Source organism: Streptomyces sp. NTD91, from assembly GCF_059510455.1.
On the sequence record NZ_JCAJZW010000017.1, the window covers coordinates 1 to 20,192 of the forward strand.

Annotated in this window: 18 protein-coding genes; 8 read left to right on the plus strand and 10 right to left on the minus strand. The window is 71.7% G+C overall.

Annotation, left to right across the window (positions count from 1 at the left end):
• The coding region (locus tag AC5WRT_RS18960; protein ID WP_496095003.1) for a DUF2690 domain-containing protein at window positions 1-625 on the minus strand (625 nt) is incomplete at its 3' end.
• A gap of 33 nt (window positions 626-658) precedes the next feature.
• On the opposite strand from AC5WRT_RS18960, the gene AC5WRT_RS18965 reads away from it, so the two are divergent.
• Window positions 659-829, plus strand: coding sequence for a hypothetical protein (locus tag AC5WRT_RS18965; RefSeq protein WP_496095002.1), 171 nt, complete (start codon window positions 659-661; stop codon window positions 827-829).
• Between the two features lie 16 nt (window positions 830-845).
• Here AC5WRT_RS18965 and AC5WRT_RS18970 read toward each other — a convergent pair whose 3' ends face one another.
• The 3 genes from AC5WRT_RS18970 to AC5WRT_RS18980 are packed head-to-tail and all read right to left on the minus strand — an operon-like array spanning window position 846 to window position 5,041.
• Window positions 846-2,534 carry a thiamine pyrophosphate-binding protein gene (locus AC5WRT_RS18970; RefSeq protein WP_496095001.1) on the minus strand — a complete coding sequence of 563 codons (1,689 nt, stop codon included), beginning with the start codon at window positions 2,532-2,534 and terminating at the stop codon, window positions 846-848.
• 22 nt (window positions 2,535-2,556) lie between these two features.
• On the minus strand, window positions 2,557-3,525 hold the full coding sequence (gene speB, locus AC5WRT_RS18975) for an agmatinase (protein ID WP_496095000.1): 969 nt from the start codon (window positions 3,523-3,525) through the stop codon (window positions 2,557-2,559).
• Window positions 3,526-3,580: 55 nt separating this feature from the next.
• On the minus strand, window positions 3,581-5,041 hold the full coding sequence (locus AC5WRT_RS18980; RefSeq protein ID WP_496094999.1) for a sodium:solute symporter family protein: 1,461 nt from the start codon (window positions 5,039-5,041) through the stop codon (window positions 3,581-3,583).
• A gap of 191 nt (window positions 5,042-5,232) precedes the next feature.
• Here AC5WRT_RS18980 and AC5WRT_RS18985 point away from each other — a divergent pair, with 191 nt between their 5' ends.
• A complete protein-coding gene (locus AC5WRT_RS18985; RefSeq protein ID WP_496100425.1) occupies window positions 5,233-6,804 on the plus strand; it encodes a PucR family transcriptional regulator ligand-binding domain-containing protein in 1,572 nt (523 codons plus the stop codon).
• Window positions 6,805-6,876: 72 nt separating this feature from the next.
• Window positions 6,877-7,671: a phosphatase gene (locus AC5WRT_RS18990; protein WP_496094997.1), complete on the plus strand. Its 795-nt coding sequence runs from the start codon at window positions 6,877-6,879 to the stop codon at window positions 7,669-7,671.
• 79 nt (window positions 7,672-7,750) lie between these two features.
• Here the strand turns inward: AC5WRT_RS18990 and AC5WRT_RS18995 are convergent, their stop codons facing one another.
• From AC5WRT_RS18995 to AC5WRT_RS19010, 4 genes are all read right to left on the minus strand, one after another.
• A complete protein-coding gene (locus AC5WRT_RS18995; RefSeq protein WP_496100426.1) occupies window positions 7,751-8,224 on the minus strand; it encodes a hypothetical protein in 474 nt (157 codons plus the stop codon).
• A 260-nt stretch (window positions 8,225-8,484) separates the two neighbouring features.
• Complete coding sequence (tesB, locus tag AC5WRT_RS19000; protein WP_496094995.1) at window positions 8,485-9,354, minus strand: acyl-CoA thioesterase II; 870 nt, start codon at window positions 9,352-9,354, stop codon at window positions 8,485-8,487.
• 47 nt (window positions 9,355-9,401) lie between these two features.
• Complete coding sequence (locus AC5WRT_RS19005) at window positions 9,402-10,559, minus strand: acyl-CoA dehydrogenase family protein (RefSeq protein WP_496094994.1); 1,158 nt, start codon at window positions 10,557-10,559, stop codon at window positions 9,402-9,404.
• Window positions 10,560-10,690: 131 nt separating this feature from the next.
• Window positions 10,691-11,290 (minus strand): SACE_7040 family transcriptional regulator, encoded by a 600-nt coding sequence (locus AC5WRT_RS19010; RefSeq protein WP_496094993.1) that lies wholly within the window; start codon window positions 11,288-11,290, stop codon window positions 10,691-10,693.
• Window positions 11,291-11,398: 108 nt separating this feature from the next.
• Here AC5WRT_RS19010 and AC5WRT_RS19015 point away from each other — a divergent pair, with 108 nt between their 5' ends.
• From AC5WRT_RS19015 to AC5WRT_RS19030, 4 genes are read left to right on the plus strand one after another with little or no spacing between them, the layout of a single operon-like run.
• A complete protein-coding gene (locus tag AC5WRT_RS19015; protein ID WP_496094992.1) occupies window positions 11,399-13,015 on the plus strand; it encodes a carboxyl transferase domain-containing protein in 1,617 nt (538 codons plus the stop codon).
• An 11-nt stretch (window positions 13,016-13,026) separates the two neighbouring features.
• The gene (locus AC5WRT_RS19020; RefSeq protein ID WP_496094991.1) at window positions 13,027-14,943 is read left to right on the plus strand and encodes an acetyl/propionyl/methylcrotonyl-CoA carboxylase subunit alpha; all 1,917 of its coding nucleotides are present in this window, start codon (window positions 13,027-13,029) and stop codon (window positions 14,941-14,943) included.
• Between the two features lie 17 nt (window positions 14,944-14,960).
• Window positions 14,961-15,884, plus strand: a complete 924-nt coding sequence (locus AC5WRT_RS19025; protein WP_496095009.1) for a hydroxymethylglutaryl-CoA lyase — start codon at window positions 14,961-14,963, stop codon at window positions 15,882-15,884.
• A gap of 5 nt (window positions 15,885-15,889) precedes the next feature.
• Complete coding sequence (locus AC5WRT_RS19030) at window positions 15,890-17,095, plus strand: acyl-CoA dehydrogenase family protein (RefSeq protein WP_496094990.1); 1,206 nt, start codon at window positions 15,890-15,892, stop codon at window positions 17,093-17,095.
• Here AC5WRT_RS19030 and AC5WRT_RS19035 read toward each other — a convergent pair.
• The gene (locus AC5WRT_RS19035; protein ID WP_496094989.1) at window positions 17,019-17,693 is read right to left on the minus strand and encodes a biliverdin-producing heme oxygenase; all 675 of its coding nucleotides are present in this window, start codon (window positions 17,691-17,693) and stop codon (window positions 17,019-17,021) included. The two genes, AC5WRT_RS19030 and AC5WRT_RS19035, sit on opposite strands and share 77 nt — an antisense overlap.
• On the minus strand, window positions 17,690-18,832 hold the full coding sequence (locus tag AC5WRT_RS19040; protein WP_496094988.1) for a polyprenyl synthetase family protein: 1,143 nt from the start codon (window positions 18,830-18,832) through the stop codon (window positions 17,690-17,692). Before AC5WRT_RS19040 ends, AC5WRT_RS19035 begins: the two co-directional genes overlap by 4 nt.
• A 256-nt stretch (window positions 18,833-19,088) precedes the next feature.
• Here AC5WRT_RS19040 and AC5WRT_RS19045 point away from each other — a divergent pair, with 256 nt between their 5' ends.
• Window positions 19,089-20,135: an ABC transporter substrate-binding protein gene (locus tag AC5WRT_RS19045; protein ID WP_496100427.1), complete on the plus strand. Its 1,047-nt coding sequence runs from the start codon at window positions 19,089-19,091 to the stop codon at window positions 20,133-20,135.
• The last annotated feature ends 57 nt before the right edge of the window (window positions 20,136-20,192 follow it).

Here is a 20,192-nt window from a genome sequence, read left to right on the forward strand (position 1 = left end):
GCAGGCAACGCTTGCCCGTCAAGGAGCGGCGTCCGGTGCGTGCTCTCGGCGTGCCGGGTGCAAGCCCTCGTACCGGATGTACTCGGGTTCGTGCCCGGTGCGGCGAGTGGGGGCACCTCCCACGCCCTTGAGGCAGTGCCGGAGCGTGCCGGGCGTCGCGACGGGGCGAACGTTGCCTGTTGCGGCACCAGCCTTCGGAAGCTCCGGAAAAAGTCGCCCCGGCCGCCCGCCGTGGCTGACGCTCCGGGCCGAAGCAGTGCCGCTCCGCGTCGCGGACCAGGCAGGCGCGTACGCCGTCCAGGTCGGACCCGGACACGGCGACCATCGGCGTCGAAAGGGAGTCCTTCGCGTCGTACCGGTCCTTGACCTCGATCCGCCACGGGGTGTGACGCGGTACGAGGATCTCCGCCCGGTCCCCCACCTTGCCGAGGTCGATCCGTGCCCACACCGCACCGCAGGCCGCGCTGTGCCGGATCTTGACCACCGTCGGTCCGGAGAAGCTCCGTCGCCCCAGGGTCACCGGCACGGGATCCGCCCCGCAGGCGTACGTCTCGGGGTCCTTGCCCGTGCAGCCGGTGCCGTGGCGTCCCTTCGCCGAAATGGAGGGGGACGGGGACGGTGTCATACGCGGTCCGGGGCAAACTCGGTGAACGCTCCGGTGGCCGCCAGCGTGACCACCGTGGGCGCGGTCAACACCCGGCACGACGACGTCGCCTACGTGAGGTTCTCCGATTACCCCACGATCTGTATGAAGCCCGACGAGGGACGGGCGTTCAACGGGGCGCACCCGACGCAGGTCTACATCAGCGGCTCGAGCACGTGCCACTGAGGCACGCCGACATGCCCTACGCCTGTCGGTGCGTCGGCGCGAACATGCGCAGCACCGCCGGGAGCACGACCACCGAGGGACCCGGTGCCGCCAGCGCCTTCGCCAGGTCCGCCTCCAGGGTCTCCGGGGTCGTACGGACCCCGGGGACGCCGAAGGACTCGGCGAGGGCGACGTAGTCCGGGCGGGCGAGTTCGGTCGCCGTGGCCTGGCCGAAGGCGTCCGTCATGTACTCGCGCAGGATGCCGTAGCCGCCGTCGTCGACGATCAGCCAGGTGACCGGCAGGTCGTACTGGCGTGCCGTGGCCAGTTCCGCGACCGAGTACAGCGCGCCGCCGTCGCCCGACACCGCCAGCACCGGGCGGGCCGGATCGGCGGCCGCCGCGCCCAGAGCCGCCGGGAAGCCGTAGCCGAGGCCACCGGCACCCTGCGCCGAGTGCATGGTGTTCGCGCCCCGGGGGTCGAAGGCCGACCATGCCCAGTACGCCAGGATCGTCATGTCCCAGAAGGAGGGGGAATCGGCGGGCAGTGCGCGGCGTACGGACGCCAGCACCCGCTGTTCCAGGGCCAGTTCCTGGCAGGCGATGCGGGCGGCCACCTTCTCCAGCAGTTCCCGCACCCGCCCCGGCGCCGACGCGTCCGTCCGCTCCTCCACCGTCTCCAGCAGGGCCTGGAGCGCCGGCCGGGCGTCGGCGTGGATGCCCAGCGCCGGGTGGTTGGACTCCAGCTTGCCGAGGTCGGCCTCGATCTGGATCATCCGGCCGCGCGGCCTGAACGTGTGGTAGTTCGAGGACAGTTCACCCAGGCCCGAGCCCACGACCAGCAGGACGTCCGCGTCCTCCAGGAAGTCCGTGGTGTGCCGGTCCTCCAGCCAGGACTGGAGCGACAGCGGATGCTCCCACGGGAACGCGCCCTTGCCGCCGAACGTCGTCACCACCGGTGCCCGAAGCTTCTCCGCCAGTGCCCTCAGCTTCCCCGAGGCGTCGGACCGTACGACCCCGCCGCCCGCGATGATCGCCGGGCGGGTGGCGTGCGACAGCAGGTGCGCCGCCACCGCCGTCAGTTCCGGGCGCGGGACCAGGTCCTCCGGGGTGGCGTCCGGCGCCGTCACCACGGGCAGGGCGGCCGGGGCCAGGAGCACGTCCTGCGGGATCTCCACCCACACCGGGCCGTGCGGTGCCGTCAGCGCAGACTTCCAGGCCGCCGCGATCGCGGACGGGATCTGGGACTGCGTGCGGACGGTGTGCACCGACTTCACCACGCCCCGGAACGAGGCCGCCTGGTCGGGCAGTTCGTGGAGGTAGCCGTGGCGGCCGCCGCCCAGGCCGGCCGTCGGGATCTGGCTGCTGATCGCGAGCACGGGGGCCGACGCCGCTGCCGCTTCCTGGAGTGCCGCGAGCGACGTCAGCGCGCCGGGGCCCGTCGAGAGCAGCAGCGGGGCCGCCTCGCCGGTGATCCTCCCGTACGCGTCCGCCGCGAAGCCCGCGTTGTTCTCGACACGCAGGCCCACATACCGCAGGGAAGACCTGCGCAGGGCGTCGAACATGCCCAGGGCGTGCTGGCCGGGGAGGCCGAAGACGGTCGTCGCGCCCAGCCCGGCCAGCGTCTCCACGACCAGGTCTCCGCCGTTCCGGCCGGGGGGAGGGTTGAGCGCCGCCGCCGTCTGCTGATCGGTCGGGCTCAGTACCAGGTCGTGGTCGTGCGTCACAGCTCTCGGTCCCCTGGGAGAGTCAGGCGTTGCGGGCCGCGGCGATCTGGCGGCTCATGATGGTGGTCAGTTCGTACGCCGTGTGCGAGGCGGCCACGGACGTGATCTCGGCGTGGTCGTAGGCCGGCGCGACCTCGACGACGTCCGCCGAGACCAGGTTGCAGGACGCCAGGCCGCGCAGGATCTCCAGCAGCTCCCGGGAGGTCATGCCGCCCGCCTCCGGCGTGCCCGTGCCGGGCGCGTGGGCCGGGTCGAGGCAGTCGATGTCGATGGAGACGTACAGCGGGCGGTCGCCGATGCGCTGGCGCAACTGGTCGGCGATCTCGTCGGCACCCCGGCGGTAGACGTCGGCGGAGGTGACGATGCCGAAGCCCATCTTCTCGTCGTCGGTGAGGTCCTGCTTGCCGTACAGCGGGCCGCGCGTGCCGACGTGGGAGAGGGCCGAGGTGTCGAGGATGCCCTCCTCCACCGCGCGGCGGAACGGGGTGCCGTGGGTGTACTCGGCGCCGAAATAGGTGTCCCAGGTGTCGAGGTGCGCGTCGAAGTGGAGCAGGGCGACCGGGCCGTGCTTCTTCGCGACGCTCCGCAGCAGCGGCAGCGCGATGGTGTGGTCGCCGCCCAGCGTCATCAGGCGGGCGCCGGTGCCGAGCAGCTCGTCCGCCGCTGCCTCGATGGTCTCGACGGCCTCGTTGATGTTGAACGGGTTCACGGCGATGTCGCCGCCGTCCGCCACCTGCGCCAGGGCGAAGGGGGAGGCGTCCTGCGCCGGGTTGTACGGGCGCAGCAGCCGGGACGCCTCACGGATGGCGTTGCCGCCGAAGCGGGCGCCCGGCCGGTACGAGACGCCGGAGTCGAACGGCACGCCGACGACGGCGACGTCGGCGGCGCCGACCTCGTCCAGGCGGGGCAGCCGGGCGAAGGTGGCGGGGCCGGCGTACCGCGGAATGCGGGAGGAGTCGACGGGGCCGCGGGGCGTCTCGTTGCTGCTCATGGTCAATTGCCTTCTTTCTTGCGCTTCGTCGCGCTTGTACTGCTTCCCTATGACTCTACTGGTGAGCTGGGACCGGTTCGGACGCGAGTTCGGGGTTCCGTCCGGCCAGGCGCTCGCGCCAGGTGGCGAGGACGGCCTCGTCGGTGGGCCTGGTGGCCAGGGAGACGACGCCGTAGGCGGCGAGGGAGGCGAGCAGGCCGTAGTAGACGGGCTCGTTGGCGAGGATGCCGTACCCCGCCATCAGGCCGATCACCGCGAGGCCGCCGACGATCACGGAGGCGAGCGCGCCCTGGACGGTGCCGCGCTTCCACAGCAGGCCGCCGAGGATGGGGACGAGCAGGCCGCCGACGAGGAGGTCGTACGCCACGGTCAGCGCCTCCACCACGTTGTTCAGGGCGATCGCCGTGCCGATCACCGCCACACCCATGATCAGGATGAAGGCGCGGTTGCCGCCGACCTCGTCGTGGCCCTCGGAGGACCGTCGGGTGAGCCCCCGCAGCCGCGACCAGATGTCGTTGTTGGCGACCGTGGCGCAGGCGATCAGGGCGCCCGAGGAGGTGGACATCACGGCGGCGAGGGCGGCGGCCAGCACCAGGCCGCGCACACCGACGGGCAGTTCGTCCTTGACGATGGTGGCGAAGGCGTCGTCGGGGCTGCCGAGCTCGGGGTGGAGCACCTTGGCGGCGGTGCCGATCACCGCGCCGGCGAGGGCGTAGGCCAGGCAGTAGGTGCCGGCCACCGTGCCGCCCCACTTGGCGGTTCTGTCGCTGCGGGCGGTGAACACGCGCTGCCAGATGTCCTGGCCGATCAGCATGCCGAACGTGTAGATCAGGACATAGGTGAAGATCGTCTGGCCGCCGATGCCCAGCGGGTCGAAGTACGAGGTCGGCAGCTTGGCCTTCATCTCGGAGAAGCCGCCCGCCTTGACGACCGCGATCGGCAGGAGCAGCAGCAGGACGCCGATGGTCTTCACCACGAACTGGACCATGTCGGTCAGGGTGATGGACCACATGCCGCCGAGGGTGGAGTAGGCGACGACGATCGAGCCGCCGAGGACGATGGCGAGGGTCCGGTTCATGTCGAACAGGACGTCGAAGATCGTGGCGTAGGCGATGGTCGAGGTGACGGCCAGCATGAGGGTGTAGGCCCACATGACCACGCCGGAGATGACACCGGCCCTGCCTCCGTACCGCAGGTCCAGCATCTCGGAGACGGTGTAGACCTTCAGGCGCGCGATGCGGGCGGAGAAGAAGACCGACAGCGCCAGCAGGCCGAGGCCGATGGTGAAGACCATCCAGGCACCGGACAGGCCGTACCGGTAGCCGAGGCCCACACCGCCGATGGTGGAGGCACCCCCGAGGACGATCGCCGCCATGGTGCCGGAGTACATGGCGGGTCCCAGGCGGCGGCCCGCCACCAGGAAGTCGCTCTTGGACCTGGCACGGCGCAAGCCCCACCAGCCCATGGCCAGCATGCCGGCGAGATAGACGACGATCACGGTGTAGTCGACGGCCATTGGCGGCCCTCCTTCGCGCACATTCCGGTGGCGTGTCGTGCAGGTGCGTGGGGACGAGCCGGCAACAGATCGCGGGGACATCCGCCCGTACCCGCGGCTGCCGGTCTGACCTGACACTAGGTGGCCGGAAAGCGACTGCGAAGTGTACGTTTCGTCCATCCGCACCGGCCCGGATGGAGGTTCCGCACATCATGCCGGAGACAACCGCGCTGATCGCCCCGGCGGTCCCACCGACCCCACCGGTCCCGCTGTCGGCGTTGCTGGCCCGGGAGGACCTGGCCCTGCGCCAGATCGCGGGCCCGTCCGGCCCCTCGATCGTGATCCACTGGGCGCACACCTCGGAGATGGCCGACCCGTACCCGTACCTGCTGGGCGGCGAGCTGCTGCTCACGGCCGGGGTGCACATCCCGGAGCCGACGGGCTCGGGCGGGGGTGCCCCCGGTCAGGGAGGTCCCCCCGCCCGAGCGGCGTCGGCAGCGGAGGAGGAGTCGGGGCTGGAGGAGTACTTCGAGGACTACGTCTCCCGGATCGTCGAGGCCGGCGGCACGGCCCTCGGCTTCGGCCTGGCCCCGGTGCACGACACGGTCCCGCGCGCGCTGGTGGCCGCCTGCGAGCGCCACCGGCTCCCCCTGCTGGAGGTCCCGCCGCAGACCACCTTCTCCGGCGTGGCCCGGGCGGTGTGGCAGCTGATGGCCCAGGCCCGCCTGGCCGAACTCCGCCGCGTCACGGAGGCCCAGCAGAGCCTCGCCGCGGCCGCCGCCCGCCCGGACCCGGTGCCCTCGGTGCTGCGCCGCCTGGCCCGGCATCTCTCCGGGCAGGCGGTGCTCTACGGCCCCGACGGCACGCCGGTCGCCACGGCGGGCCGCACCCCGGACGAGGAGACCGGCACGGCCCTGGCCGCCCTGGCGACGGTGGTGCGCCCCGCGGACGGCCCGGCGACGGTGGCACGCCCCGTCCCCGCCTCCGCCACCGAGACGCTCGGCGGCACCCATCTCTGCGTGTACGCGCTCGGTTCCGGTGAGGGATTCGCCCTCGGGGTGGCCGCCGCACGCCGTGAGCCCGGGGACAACACCATCGCCTCGGTCGCCTCCGTGCTGCTGTCGCTGCTGACCGGTGAGCACCACAGCGGTGCCGGTGCCGCCCGCTCCTCCGCCCTGGTACGGCTGCTGCTGGGCTCCCCGCCCGAGGAGGTCGCCCCGCTGCTCGGCGCCGGACAGTGGCTCGTCGTGCACGCCCGGCCGGAGGCCCAGCCACCCGACGCCGTGGCCGCCTCCGCGCTCGGGGCCGCACTGGGGTCGCCGCTGGTCGACCTCGGCCGGGACGTCGTACGGGTGCTGCTGCCGGGCGGGCGGGTGCCGGAGCCGCAGGCGGGATGGGCACTCGGGGTGAGCGCGGCCGCGGAGCCACGGGAGTGGCCGGCCGCCGACGCGCAGGCGGCCCGCGCCCTGGCCCGGGCCCGCGCCACCCGCGCTCCGCTGGTCCGGCACGGCACCCGGCCGGGCCTGGAGGACCTGGTGCCGCGGGCGGACGCCGAGGCGCACGCCCGCGCGCTGCTCGCCCCGCTCGCCGGCCGTCCCGAGCTGGCCGAGACCCTCCGCAACTGGCTGGCACTGCACGGCAGCTGGGACCGTACGGCGGTGGCGCTGGACGTGCACCGCAACACCGTGCGGCAGCGCGTCGCCCGCTGCGCGGCCCTGTTGGACACCGACCTGGACGACCCGGACGTGCGCATGGAGCTGTGGTTCGCGCTGCGGCACGGCTGACCGGCACGTGAGTCACGTCCCAGCGGGCGGTACGCCGAGGACGGCCGTGGCGTGCTGCCTCACAATGGAGGCATGCCGATATCCGGGACACCCAGCCGCGCCCAGCTCGTCGACCACCTGGTGAGGACCCGTATCGCGGGAGACGTCGCCACACCCCGCGAGAACAACCTCTCCCACTACCGTCAGCTCGCCAACGGTGTCCGCAACTTCTGGCTCGGTCTGGAGCTCGGCGACCGCTGGACGGACGAGCAGGACGTGCTCGCGGTGATGGCCGAGCGGGTCGGCGTCAACGACGACCCCGAGTACCGGTACGGGCAGGACACCATCGACCCGGAGCTGACCGTGGACGCCCTGGAGCGGATGGCGGCGCGCCTGCGCAAGGCGGCCGAGGACAGACAGCGGGTGCTGTTCGCCACCGGCCATCCGGGCGGGCTGCTGGACGTGCACCGGGCCACGGCCGCGGCGCTGCGCGCCGCCGGCTGCGAGATCGTGGTGATCCCGGACGGGCTGCAGACGGACGAGGGGTACGTCATGCAGTTCGCGGACGTGGCGGTGCTGGAGCACGGGGCGACACTGTGGCACACCCACTCCGGGGAGCCGATGCGGGCCGTTCTGGAGGGACTTGAGCGCGAGGAGCGCCCGCTGCCGGACCTGGTCGTCGCGGACCACGGCTGGGCCGGGTACGCCGGACAGCGCGGCCTGGACGCGGTCGGCTACGCCGACTGCAACGACCCGGCGCTGTTCCTCGCCGAGTCCGAGGGAACCCTCCAGGCCGTCGTCCCGCTCGACGACCACGTGATCAGCCCGCGGCACTACGACCCGATGACGGCGTATCTGCTGGCGGCGGCGGGCCTTTCCCTTTCCTGACCCACCTGCGCGCCGCTCCGGCGTGGCACTGTGCGGCCCCGCACGCGGAGCCGCACAGTATGGCGCGATCGGCGCCGGATCAGCTGCTGCTGGAGCTGTTGCTGCTGTTGGAGCTGGAGCTGCTGCTCCTGTTGCCACTGCTGGTACCGCTGCTGGAACTGCCGCTCCTGTTGCTGGTGCCGCCGTTGTTCCAGTTGCCGTTGCCCCAGTTGCCGTTGTTCCAGTTGCCGTTGCCCCAGTTGCCGTTGCCCCAGTTGCCGTTGTTCCAGTTGCCGTTGCCCCAGTAGCCGTTGCCCCAGTAGCCGTTGCCCCAGTAGCCGTTGCCGCCCCAGCGGCGGCCATGGCCGTGGTGGCGCCCGTGGTGACGGTGGCGGTAGCCGCCGCAACCGCAGCCCCAGCCCCAGTCCCAATCGCCCCCGTACCGGCCGTGGTAGCTGACGTTGTGCGCAGGGGCCGCCGAGGCGGTGCCGGCCGAACCGATCGCGGCTCCGCCGGCCAGCAGGAGGCCCGCGGCGGACATCACGACATAACGCTTGACGCGCTGTGCTCGCATGGGAAAGTACCCTTCTGTCTCCATCATCTCCCGCGGCTCCAGGAGGAGTTCGCGGATGGATGGCCTACGCCGTGCTCACTGAGGGGGACCGGCACGGCGCGCTCTTGAGGTGTCGCCGCAGAAGACTCACTGGACGGATGTTGCCGCCGACGTCTGCCGTTCCCGGATTCCGGGAACCGTCGAGCGGTCACACCGTGTGCTGCGGCCGTCACTCATAGAGATTAGTTCCCCACCGGGCACTCGGCATCTCGAAGCACCGATCAGTCACGCGGCACGCGGACGACACCCTCCTGGATCACGGTGATCGCGAGCCGACCGTCCTGCGTGTAGATGCGGGCCTGCCCCAGGCCGCGGCCGCCGTGCGCGGACGGCGACTCCTGGTCGTACAGCAGCCATTCGTCGGCGCGGAAGGGCCGGTGGAACCACATCGCGTGGTCGAGGGAGGCACCCACGACGTCACCGACCGCCCAGCCGCCGCGGCCGTGCGCGAGCAGCACGGAGTCGAGCAGGGTCATGTCGGAGACGTAGGTGGCGAGGACGACGTGCAGCAACGGGTCGTCGTCCAGTTTGCCGTTGGTGCGGAACCACACCTGCGAGTGCGGCTCGCGCGGCGCGCCGAACTGTCCGTACGGCGGCTCCTCCACGTACCTGAGGTCGATCGCCTCGCGCGCCTCCAGGAACCGCTCGACGACCTCGGGGGCGAGGTGGTCGTAACCGCGCAGCCGCTCCTGCGAGGTGGGCAGGGTCGCCGGGTCGGGGGACGGCGGCATGGGCGCCTGGTGGTCGAGGCCTTCCTCGAACTGCTGGAAGGACGCCGAGAGATGGAAGATCGGCTTTCCGTGCTGCACGGCGACCACACGGCGGGTGGTGAAGGACCGGCCGTCGCGGATGCGGTCGACGGAGTAGACGATCGGCGCGCCGGGGTCGCCCGGGCGCAGGAAGTACGCGTGCAGCGAGTGCGCGGGCCGGTCGGCGGGTACCGTGCGCCCGGCCGCGACCAGCGCCTGCGCCGCGACCTGCCCGCCGAACACGCGAGGGACGACGGCGGAGCGGGACCGGCCGCGGAAGATGTTCTCCTCGATCTGCTCCAGGTCGAGCAGATCGAGGAGATCCTGGAGTGCCTGGCTCATGGCATCTAGTTGTACAGGCCAGTGATGACGGCGATGACAGCGCCGTCTTACAGGCCCATGTCCTTGGCGATGATCGTCTTCATGATCTCGCTGGTGCCGCCGTAGATGCGGTTGACGCGGTTGTCCGCGTACAGGCGGGCGATCGGGTACTCGTTCATGTAGCCGTAGCCGCCGTGCAGCTGGAGGCAGCGGTCGATCACGCGGTGGGCGACCTCGGTGCAGAACAGCTTGGCGGAGGCGGCCTCGGCGGGGGTCAGCTCGCCGGCGTCCAGGGCCTCGGTCGCACGGTCGGCGACGGCCTCGGCGGCGTCGACCTCGGCCTGGCAGGCGGCCAGCTCGAACTTGGTGTTCTGGAAGTGCGCGACCGGCTTGCCGAAGACGGTGCGCTCCTGGACGTACTGCTTGGCGAACCGGACGGCCGCCTTGGCCTGCGCGTAGGCGCCGAAGGCGATGCCCCAGCGCTCGGAGGCCAGGTTGTGGCCGAGGTAGTGGAAGCCCTTGTTCTCCTCGCCGAGCAGGTCCTCGACCGGGACCTTGACGTCGACGAACGCCAGCTCGGCGGTGTCGGAGGTCTTCAGGCCGAGCTTGTCCAGCTTGCGGCCGACGGAGTAGCCCTCGGACTTGGTGTCCACGGCGAACAGGGAGATGCCGTGCCGGCGGTCCTCGGCGCTCGGCGCGGAGGTGCGGGCGCACACGATCACGCGGTCGGCGTGGACGCCGCCGGTGATGAAGGTCTTGGCGCCGTTGAGGACGTAGTGCGTGCCGTCCTCGGAGAGCTTGGCGGTGGTCTTCATGCCCGCGAGGTCGGAGCCGGTGCCCGGCTCGGTCATCGCGATGGCCCACATCTCCTCGCCGGTGACGAACTTCGGCAGGTAGCGCTTCTTCTGCTCGTCGGTGGCGAGCATCTTGATGTACGGCAGGGCGAGCAGGACGTGCACGCCGGAGCCGCCGAAGCTGACGCCCGCGCGGGCGGTCTCCTCGTAGATGACGGCCTCGAACTTGTGGGTGTCCAGGCCCGCGCCGCCGAACTCCTCCGGCACGCTGATGCCGAAGACGCCCAGCTCACCGAGCTTGTAGTAGAAGTCGCGCGGCGCCTGGCCGGCGGCGAACCACTCGTCGTACACGGGTACGACCTCGGCCTCGATGAAGGCGCGAAGGGTCTCCCGGAACGCCTCGTGATCCTCGTTGAACACCGTACGGCGCACGCCGCCCACCTCCAGCTACCTGTCTAAGCGCTTGCTCAGAGCTGAAAGATACCGGCGAGTACGGCGAGCCGTCCAGAGACGTGGATCACTCTGCGGACACTGCGACGACGGTCACGGGGAGGGAGCCGCGCTCACCGCTCCCCCGCCGCCCCGAACGCCCCCCGCGCCATTCGGTGCAGCAGCGCCGCCGTGGCCCCGCGGCCGGGCAGGGTGCCCGCGCGACCCAGGTGCGGTGTGGAGTTCAGCAGGCCGAAGACCGAGTGGACGGCCGAGCGGGCCGACTGCTCGGTCAGCGCCGGGTAGACCTCGCGCACCACCTCCACCCAGAGCTCGACGTACTGCCGCTGGAGCTGGCGGACCAGCTTGCGGTCGCTGTCGCGCAGGCGGTCCAGCTCGCGGTCGTGCAGGGTGATGAGGGGACGGTCGTCCAGGGCGAAGTCGATGTGGCCCTCGATCAGGGAGTCCAGGACCGCGGAGGCGCCGGCCTGGCCGTCCGCCTCGGCCAGACGGCGCTTCGCGCCCGTCAGCAGCTGACCGCTGATGCCCACGAGCAGCTCGGCGAGCATCGCGTCCTTGCCCGGGAAGTGCCGGTACAGACCGGGGCCGCTGATGCCCACCGCCGCGCCTATCTCGTCGACACCGACGCCGTGGAAGCCGCGCTCGGCGAAGAGCCGGGCGGCCTCCTTGAGGATCTGCTGGCGGCGGGTGGGGGCGTCGGTTCTGGTGACCATGCGGCCAATTCTAGACAGCGAGGTTAGCGGTCGTTAACCTGAAGGAAATGGTTAACGCTCATTAACAGCGGAGCACAGGTTCGATCACCGGGTGAGGGGACCGCAGGAATGCACGAGGCACCGGAGCTTCAGAGCGCGGCAGATCCCGCGTCGGAGGCCTGGCGGGCCAACGAACAGGCGCATCTCGCGCTCGTGGAGGAGCTGCGCGGCAAGCTGGCCGCGGCGGCCCTCGGCGGCGGCGAGAAGGCGCGGGCCCGGCACACCGCGCGGGGCAAGATGCTGCCGCGGGACAGGGTGGACACACTGCTCGACCCGGGCTCGCCGTTCCTGGAGCTGGCCCCCCTGGCGGCCGACGGGATGTACGACGGGCAGGCCCCCGCCGCCGGCGTGATCGCCGGGATCGGGCGGGTGAGCGGACGCGAGTGCGTGATCGTGGCGAACGACGCGACCGTCAAGGGCGGCACGTACTACCCGATGACGGTGAAGAAGCACCTGCGCGCGCAGGAGGTCGCCCTCGACAACCGCCTGCCCTGCGTCTACCTCGTGGACTCGGGCGGCGCCTTCCTGCCGATGCAGGACGAGGTGTTCCCGGACCGCGAGCACTTCGGGCGGATCTTCTACAACCAGGCCCGGATGTCCGGCGCCGGCATCCCGCAGATCGCGGCCGTGCTCGGCTCCTGCACGGCGGGCGGCGCGTATGTGCCCGCCATGAGCGACGAGGCCGTGATCGTGCGCAACCAGGGCACGATCTTCCTCGGCGGCCCGCCGCTGGTGAAGGCCGCCACCGGTGAGGTAGTGACGGCGGAGGAGCTGGGCGGCGGCGAGGTCCACTCGCGCGTGTCCGGTGTCACCGACCACCTCGCCGAGGACGACGCGCACGCCCTCAGGATCGTCCGCGACATCGTCGCCACCCTCCCGGCCCGGCAGTCCCTGCCCTGGGAGGTCCAGCCGTCGGTGGAGCCCAAGGTCGATCCCTACGGGCTGTACGGCGCGGTCCCCGTGGACTCCCGCACCCCCTACGACGTCCGCGAGATCATCGCCCGCGTCACCGACGGCTCCCGCTTCTCGGAGTTCAAGAGCGAGTTCGGGCAGACGCTGGTCACCGGCTTCGCGCGCATCCACGGCCACCCGGTGGGGATCGTCGCCAACAACGGCATCCTCTTCTCCGAGTCCGCCCAGAAGGGCGCCCACTTCATCGAGCTGTGCGACCAGCGCGGGATCCCGCTGGTGTTCCTCCAGAACATCTCGGGGTTCATGGTCGGCAAGGACTACGAGGCGGGCGGCATCGCCAAGCACGGCGCCAAGATGGTGACAGCCGTGGCGTGCACGCGCGTGCCGAAGCTGACGGTGGTGGTCGGCGGGTCGTACGGCGCTGGCAACTACTCGATGTGCGGCCGGGCCTACTCCCCCCGCTTCCTGTGGATGTGGCCGGGCGCCAAGATCTCCGTCATGGGCGGCGAGCAGGCCGCGTCCGTGCTGGCGACCGTCAAGCGGGACCAGATGGAGGCGCGCGGCGAGGAGTGGCCCGCAGAGGGCGAGGAGGCCTTCAAGGCACCCATCCGCGCGCAGTACGAGCGCCAGGGCAACGCCTACTACGCCACCGCCCGGCTCTGGGACGACGGCGTGATCGATCCGCTTCAGACCCGTCAGGTGCTCGGGCTCGCCCTGACGGCCTGCGCCAACGCGCCTCTGGGAGATCCCCAGTTCGGCGTCTTCCGGATGTGAGGAGGGGAACCGTGTTCGACACAGTGCTGGTCGCCAACCGGGGCGAGATCGCCGTACGCGTCATCCGTACGCTCCGCTCGCTGGGCGTGCGCTCGGTGGCGGTCTTCTCCGACGCCGACGCCGACGCGCGGCACGTCCGGGAGGCCGACACGGCGGTACGGATCGGCCCGGCGCCGGCCGCCGAGAGCTACCTGTCCCTGGAGCGGCTGCTGGACGCCGCCGCCCGCACCGGCGCGCAGGCCGTCCACCCGGGATACGGCTTCCTCGCCGAGAACGCGGCCTTCGCGCGTGCCTGCGAGGAGGCGGGGCTGGTCTTCATCGGCCCGCCGGCGGACGCGATCGCGCTCATGGGCGACAAGATCCGCGCCAAGGAGACCGTGCAGGCGGCCGGGGTGCCGGTCGTACCCGGCGGACGGGACCCGGATCTGGCCGAGGCCGCCCGTGAGTTGGGGGCTCCCGTCCTGCTGAAGCCGTCGGCCGGCGGTGGCGGCAAGGGCATGCGCCTGGTGCGGGACATGAGCGTGCTGGAGGAGGAGATCGCCGCCGCCCGCCGCGAGGCCCGCGCCTCCTTCGGCGACGACACACTGCTGGTGGAGCGGTGGGTCGACCGGCCCCGGCACATCGAGATCCAGGTGCTGGCCGACGGTCACGGCAACGTCGTCCACCTCGGCGAGCGCGAGTGCTCCCTCCAACGGCGGCACCAGAAGATCGTCGAGGAGGCGCCCAGCGTCCTCCTGGACGAGGCCACGCGCGCGTCCATGGGCGAGGCGGCCGTGCAGGCGGCGCGCAGCTGCGGGTACCGGGGCGCGGGCACGGTGGAGTTCATCGTGCCGGGCGGCGACCCGTCGTCGTACTACTTCATGGAGATGAACACCCGTCTGCAGGTGGAGCACCCGGTCACGGAACTCGTCACCGGCCTCGACCTGGTGGAGTGGCAGCTCAGGGTGGCGGCCGGTGAGCCGCTGGGCCTCACCCAGGACGACGTCACGCTGACCGGCCACGCTGTCGAGGCGCGCATCTGCGCGGAGGACCCCGCGCGCGGCTTCCTCCCCTCGGGCGGCACGGTCCTGCTGCTGAACGAACCGCAGGGCGACGGCGTCCGCACGGACTCCGGGCTCAGCGAGGGCACCGAGGTCGGCAGCCTGTACGACCCGATGCTGTCCAAGGTCGTCGCGTACGGCCCCGACCGGGCGACGGCCCTGAGGAAGCTCCGCTCCGCCCTCGCGGAGACGGTCACGCTGGGCGTGCAGACCAACGCGGGGTTCCTGCGGCGGCTGCTCGCGCATCCGGCGGTGGTGGCGGGCGAGTTGGACACCGGGCTGGTCGAGCGGGTGGTGGACGAGCTGGTCTCCACGGACGTGCCGGAGGAGGTGTACGAGGCGGCGGCGGCCGTACGACTGGAGCAGCTGAAGCCGGCTGCGGACGGCTGGGTCGACCCCTTCTCGGTGCCGAGCGGCTGGCGGCTCGGCGGCACCCCCAAGCCGCCCGCCTTCCACCTCCGGGTCCAGGACCCGGTGACGTACACCCCGCGCGGCACCTCGTCCGTCAGCGGCGCCACGGTGTCCGTCACCCTCGACGGCGTCCGGCACACCTTCCACCGGGCCGGTGACTGGATCGGCCGCGACGGCGACGCCTGGCAGGTGCGGGACCACGACCCGGTGGCCGCGTCCCTGAGCCGTTCCGCGCACGCGGGCGCCGACTCCCTCACCGCTCCCATGCCCGGCACGGTGACCGTGGTCAAGGTGGCCGTCGGCGACGAGGTGACGGCGGGCCAGAGCCTGCTGGTGGTGGAGGCGATGAAGATGGAGCACGTCATCTCCGCCCCGCACGCCGGCACGGTCGCCGAGCTGGACGTCACGCCGGGCGCGACGGTCGCCATGGATCAGGTGCTGGCCGTGATCACACCGCACGAGGAGGTGGCTTTGTGAGCGCCGAGGCACTGCCCATGGTCGTACCGACCGCCGATCTGCCCGCACGGGTGCGGATCCACGAGGTCGGCGCGCGCGACGGGCTGCAGAACGAGAAGCGCACCGTCCCCACCGAGATCAAGGCCGAGTTCATCCACCGACTCGCGGACGCGGGCCTGACGACGATCGAGGCGACGAGCTTCGTGCACCCCGAGTGGGTGCCCCAACTGGCGGACGCCGAGCAGCTGTTCCCGCAGGTCAGCGACCTCGAGGGGGTGGCGCTCCCGGTGCTGGTGCCCAACCGGCGGGGCCTGGACCGGGCGCTGGCGCTCGGCGCCGACCGGATCGCCGTGTTCGCCAGCGCCACGGAGTCCTTCGCGAAGGCCAACCTCAACCGCACGCTGGACGAGTCGCTCGCCGTGTTCGAGCCGGTGGTGCGGCAGGCGAAGGACCAGGGCGTGCATGTGCGCGGCTATGTGTCGATGTGCTTCGGCGACCCCTGGGAGGGCCCGGTCCCGCTGCACCAGGTGGCCCGTGTCTGCACGGCGCTGCGGGACATGGGGTGCGACGAGCTGAGCCTCGGCGACACCATCGGCGTGGCCACCCCCGGCCATGTCCTGGAACTGCTGAACCTGCTGGGCGAGAAGGGCGTGCCGACGAACGTGATCGGCGTGCACTTCCACGACACCTACGGCCAGGCGCTCGCCAACACCCTGGCCGCCCTCCAGCACGGCGTCACCACCGTGGACGCCTCGGCCGGAGGCCTCGGCGGCTGCCCCTACGCGAAGTCCGCCACCGGCAACCTCGCCACCGAGGACCTCGTCTGGATGCTGCACGGACTCGGCATCGAGACCGGGGTCGACCTCGGCCGTCTGACCGCCACCAGCGTGTGGATGGCCGCCCATCTGGACCGGCCCAGCCCGTCCCGTTCCGTCCGCGCCCTCTCCCACAAGGACCAGTGATCAGCATGGACCACCGTCTCAGCCCCGAGCTGGAGGAACTCCGCCGTACGGTGGAGGAGTTCGCGCACGACGTCGTGGCGCCGAAGATCGGCGACTTCTACGAGCGGCACGAGTTCCCGTACGAGATCGTCCGCGAGATGGGCCGCATGGGCCTGTTCGGACTGCCGTTCCCGGAGGAGTACGGCGGCATGGGCGGCGACTATCTGGCGCTCGGCATCGCCCTGGAGGAGCTGGCGCGGGTCGACTCGTCGGTGGCGATCACCCTGGAGGCGGGCGTCTCGCTCGGCGCCATGCCACTGCACCTGTTCGGCACGCAGGAGCAGAAGCGTGAGTGGCTGCCCAAGCTGTGCGCCGGTGAGGTCCTCGGTGCCTTCGGCCTGACCGAACCGGACGGCGGCAGCGACGCGGGCGCCACGCGTACGACGGCCCGGCTCGACCCGGACACCGACGAGTGGGTCATCAACGGCACGAAGTGCTTCATCACCAACTCGGGCACGGACATCACCGGCCTGGTGACGGTCACGGCGGTGACCGGCCGCAAGCCGGACGGGAAGCCGCTGATCTCGGCGATCATCGTCCCGTCCGGCACCCCGGGCTTCACGGTCGCCGCGCCCTACTCGAAGGTCGGCTGGAACGCCTCCGACACCCGGGAGCTGTCCTTCCAGGACGTCCGGGTCCCCGCGGCCAACCTGCTCGGGGAGGAGGGCCGCGGCTACGCCCAGTTCCTGCGCATCCTCGACGAGGGCCGGATCGCCATCGCCGCGCTCGCCACCGGTCTCGCCCAGGGCTGTGTGGACGAGTCGGTGAAGTACGCCAAGGAACGGCAGGCCTTCGGCCGCCCCATCGGCTCCAACCAGGCCATCCAGTTCAAGATCGCGGACATGGAGATGAAGGCCCACACGGCCCGCCTGGCGTGGCGGGACGCCGCCTCCCGGCTGGTCGCGGGCGAGCCGTTCAAGAAGGAGGCGGCCCTCGCCAAGCTGTACTCCTCCACGGTCGCCGTGGACAACGCGCGCGACGCCACCCAGATCCACGGCGGCTACGGCTTCATGAACGAGTACCCGGTGGCCCGGATGTGGCGTGACTCCAAGATCCTGGAGATCGGCGAGGGCACCAGCGAGGTTCAGCGGATGCTCATCGCACGGGAGCTGGGACTGGTGAGCCAGGCGGCGACCCCGCCGCCGTCAGGCCGGCCGACAGGGACTCGGTGATGCGTGCCGTGTGGTGGTAGGCCCGCCGGGCCGCGGCCAGGGCGCGGTCCTGGGCGTCCCGGTGGGCCAGCACTCCGTCCAGCCGGGTGGTGAAGCGGGTCCAGCGAGCCCGGTCGCCGCTCGTGTAGTACGCGATGCCGTCCGTGCCGTCGAGGCCGTAGGCGCGGCTGATGTGCGGGTGCAGGTGGAGCGCGCCGAGGGTGGAGCCCTCCAGGACGTACAGGTGCCCGAGGAGCGAGACCGGGTCCTTGGCCGCCGTCGTACGGATGTCCGCGGCGAAGGCCGCCGCACGCCCGGCCGGCCACCGGCCGGGGGCGGCACCGCGGGACGCGAGATGACGCAGGTCCCGGTCGATCAGCGGGACCTTCCGCAGGTCCTCGGCCGCCCACAGCCCGGCGACGTCCGGGGCCCCGACGCGCGAGAGCTCCGTCTCCAGGACGCTCAGCACCGTGCGCAGCGCCGACAGTTGGGCCGCGTAGCGGGCCGGCGGCAGGGCACCGGCGAACAGCGCCGTGGCGAAGCCGGTGCGCTCCAGGGCGTCGTGCCGGTCGCGGGTGCCGGCGCGCAGCCGGGCCGAGGCGGTGGCCGGCGCCGTCATGCCGCGCTCCGCTGCCGCAGGGTGTCGTGGAGGCGGTCGATGAGGTGGCCCTTGCGGTCGATGGTGAGGTCGAAGTAGGCGGCGCTGTCCGTCGAACGGCACACGCCGCGCACGGCCTCCTTGGCGGCCCGTTTGCGCCCGGCCGCCTCGGCGGACAGGGCGAGCAGCGTCCGGTCGAGGTCGGGATGGCCGAGAACGTACGACCGCAGCCGCTCGCCGGACAGCTCCTCTCGGCCGGACGGGGGCGCGGAGTCGAGGAGTTCCAGGAAGACGCGGTTGCTCAGTCCGTCGTAGTCCTGGTGGGTGCGCGCGCCGCCGAACTCGGGCACGAAGTCGGTCAGGTCGTTGAAAAGCTGGCTGGCGAGTCCGAGTTGGCGCATGGCCTCCTTCAGCGTGTCGCGCTCGCCCGGCACCACGCGCAGTGCGGCCAGGGCCGCATCGAGCGGCATACGGAACAGGGCGCCGGTCTTCAGCGCGGCCGTCGACTTCCAGAAGGAGACCCGCTCCGGGTACGGGGCATCGGCCAGTTCGGCACGGATGCCGGGCGAGCGGGTGGCGATGTCGACGGCCTGCCCCTGGAAGCCGTCGGCCACCGAGGCGAGCAGGCTGTCGACGACGGCGGGCTCGGCCGCGTGCGCCAGGGCGGCCGCGATCAGCCAGGCGCCGGTGTTGACGGCGAGCGGCACACCGTGGGTGGTGTGCAGGGCGGGTTCGCCGTAGCGGAGGGCGCTGCCGTCCTGCACGTCGTCGAGAGCGACGGCCGCCTTCAGCAGGACGCGGACGGCGACGGCGGCCCGGCGCACGGCGGCGAACGCGTCGTCCTGGGCGTCCCCGGGTGCCGGGTGCCCGAATCCCCGGTAGTTGCGGTAGGCCCAGTAGACCATCGAGGGCCGCAGCGGGCGGCCGCCGCCGGGGGCCCCGGGAGCGGGGCGCAGCGCCTCCTGGCCCACCTTGGAGCCGACGGCGTCGGCGACCGGTCCGTGCAGTGCCCGCCCGAGCGCGGCGCCGTACACGGAGCGCTCCGTGTCCGACGGCTCCCGCGTCAGCGTCGCGAGGAACCGGTCCAGGTCCGTCTCCAGGAGCGCGGCGTCCGCGCGGACCACCGCCTCCACGTCCCGGCCGACCGTCGTGGTCGTCATACCCGTCCCGCCCCCTCTCGATCGGCAGCCCGCAGCAGCCAGGTCGCGACACAACGTAGCGACACGTGATCGAAACGGCCATGAAATGAAGGGAAGTTGAAAGTCGAACGACAGAAGATGACCGGAATGCGACACCTGCGCGAAACGGGTGAACCACGCGATCCACCCCACGAACTCGGTGATCAAGTTCGGTTAGGCTAACCTAACTTCAATCCGTCCGGCGGGCACCTCGCCCCGTTCGAAAGCAGCCGTGTCCATGTCCCATCCCCGTGCCACCCACCTCACTCGCCGCGGCTTCCTCGCCGCAGGCGTCGCTCTCGGACTCGGTGCCGCGCTCACCGCCTGCGGAGACGACAAGGGCAAAGACAGTGGTCCCGGAAGCGGGACGCGGGCCGCCGAGTCCGGCCCCTGGTCCTTCAAGGACGACCGCGGTACGACCCTGAAGCTCGACAGGGTGCCCGCGAACATCGTCGCCTTCACCGGCGTCGGCGCCGCTCTCTACGACTACGGCATCCGGGTCAAGGGCGTCTTCGGGCCGACGCGGACGAAGGACGGCAAGGCCGATGTCCAGGCCGGCGACATGGACATCGGCAAGGTGACGATCCTCGGCAACGCCTGGGGCCGGTTCGACATCGAGAAGTACGCCTCGCTCGCGCCCGACGTGCTCATCACGACGATGTTCGACGACGCGGGCACCCTCTGGTACGTGCCCGAGGAGTCCGAGAAGAAGATCGCCCAACTGGCCCCCGGTATCGGCATCTCGGTCTACGACCGCCTGCTCACCCAGCCGTTGCGGCGCATGTGGGACCTGGCCGAATCGCTCGGTGCGGACATGAAGGCCGCCAAGGTCACCGGCGCGAAGGAGCGGTTCGAGGCCGCCGCCGCCCGGCTGCGGGCCGCCGCCAGGGCCAAACCCGGCATCAAGGTGATGGCCGGTTCCGCCGGCGACCAGCTCTTCTACGTCTCCGGCAGCGACCTCTCCGTCGACCTGGAGTACTTCAAGGCCCTCGGCGTGAACCTCGTCGAGCCGCCCAAGAGCGCGAAGAAGCGGGGCGGTGGCTGGTACGAGTCGCTGAGCTGGGAGAACGTCGACAAGTACAAGGCCGACATCATCATGCTGGACGACCGGTCGTCGGCGATCCAGCCGGCCGACATCACCAAACCCACGTGGAGGAAGCTGCCCGCGGTGAAGGCGGGGCAGGTCATCGCGCGGTCTCCGGAGCCGATTCTGTCGTACGACAAGTGCGTGCCGTTGCTCACCGGTTTGGCCGAGGCCCTGGAAAAGGCGCAGAAGGTCGCTTAGACGCCCAGGCCCAGGTCGCTCAGGCGTCCAAGTCCCCCGACCTCATGAGGAGCCCCT

Excerpts from the sequence above, each read along its gene's own strand:
- speB (WP_496095000.1), bottom strand. The coding sequence starts at position 3,525 with ATGAGCAGCAACGAGACGCCCCGCGGCCCCGTCGACTCCTCCCGCATT.
- AC5WRT_RS18980 (WP_496094999.1), bottom strand. The coding sequence starts at position 5,041 with ATGGCCGTCGACTACACCGTGATCGTCGTCTATCTCGCCGGCATGCTG.
- AC5WRT_RS18985 (WP_496100425.1), top strand. The coding sequence starts at position 5,233 with ATGCCGGAGACAACCGCGCTGATCGCCCCGGCGGTCCCACCGACCCCA.
- AC5WRT_RS18990 (WP_496094997.1), top strand. The coding sequence starts at position 6,877 with ATGCCGATATCCGGGACACCCAGCCGCGCCCAGCTCGTCGACCACCTG.
- AC5WRT_RS18995 (WP_496100426.1), bottom strand. The coding sequence starts at position 8,224 with ATGCGAGCACAGCGCGTCAAGCGTTATGTCGTGATGTCCGCCGCGGGC.
- tesB (WP_496094995.1), bottom strand. The coding sequence starts at position 9,354 with ATGAGCCAGGCACTCCAGGATCTCCTCGATCTGCTCGACCTGGAGCAG.
- AC5WRT_RS19010 (WP_496094993.1), bottom strand. The coding sequence starts at position 11,290 with ATGGTCACCAGAACCGACGCCCCCACCCGCCGCCAGCAGATCCTCAAG.
- AC5WRT_RS19015 (WP_496094992.1), top strand. The coding sequence starts at position 11,399 with ATGCACGAGGCACCGGAGCTTCAGAGCGCGGCAGATCCCGCGTCGGAG.
- AC5WRT_RS19025 (WP_496095009.1), top strand. The coding sequence starts at position 14,961 with ATGGTCGTACCGACCGCCGATCTGCCCGCACGGGTGCGGATCCACGAG.
- AC5WRT_RS19030 (WP_496094990.1), top strand. The coding sequence starts at position 15,890 with ATGGACCACCGTCTCAGCCCCGAGCTGGAGGAACTCCGCCGTACGGTG.
- AC5WRT_RS19035 (WP_496094989.1), bottom strand. The coding sequence starts at position 17,693 with ATGACGGCGCCGGCCACCGCCTCGGCCCGGCTGCGCGCCGGCACCCGC.
- AC5WRT_RS19040 (WP_496094988.1), bottom strand. The coding sequence starts at position 18,832 with ATGACGACCACGACGGTCGGCCGGGACGTGGAGGCGGTGGTCCGCGCG.
- AC5WRT_RS19045 (WP_496100427.1), top strand. The coding sequence starts at position 19,089 with ATGTCCCATCCCCGTGCCACCCACCTCACTCGCCGCGGCTTCCTCGCC.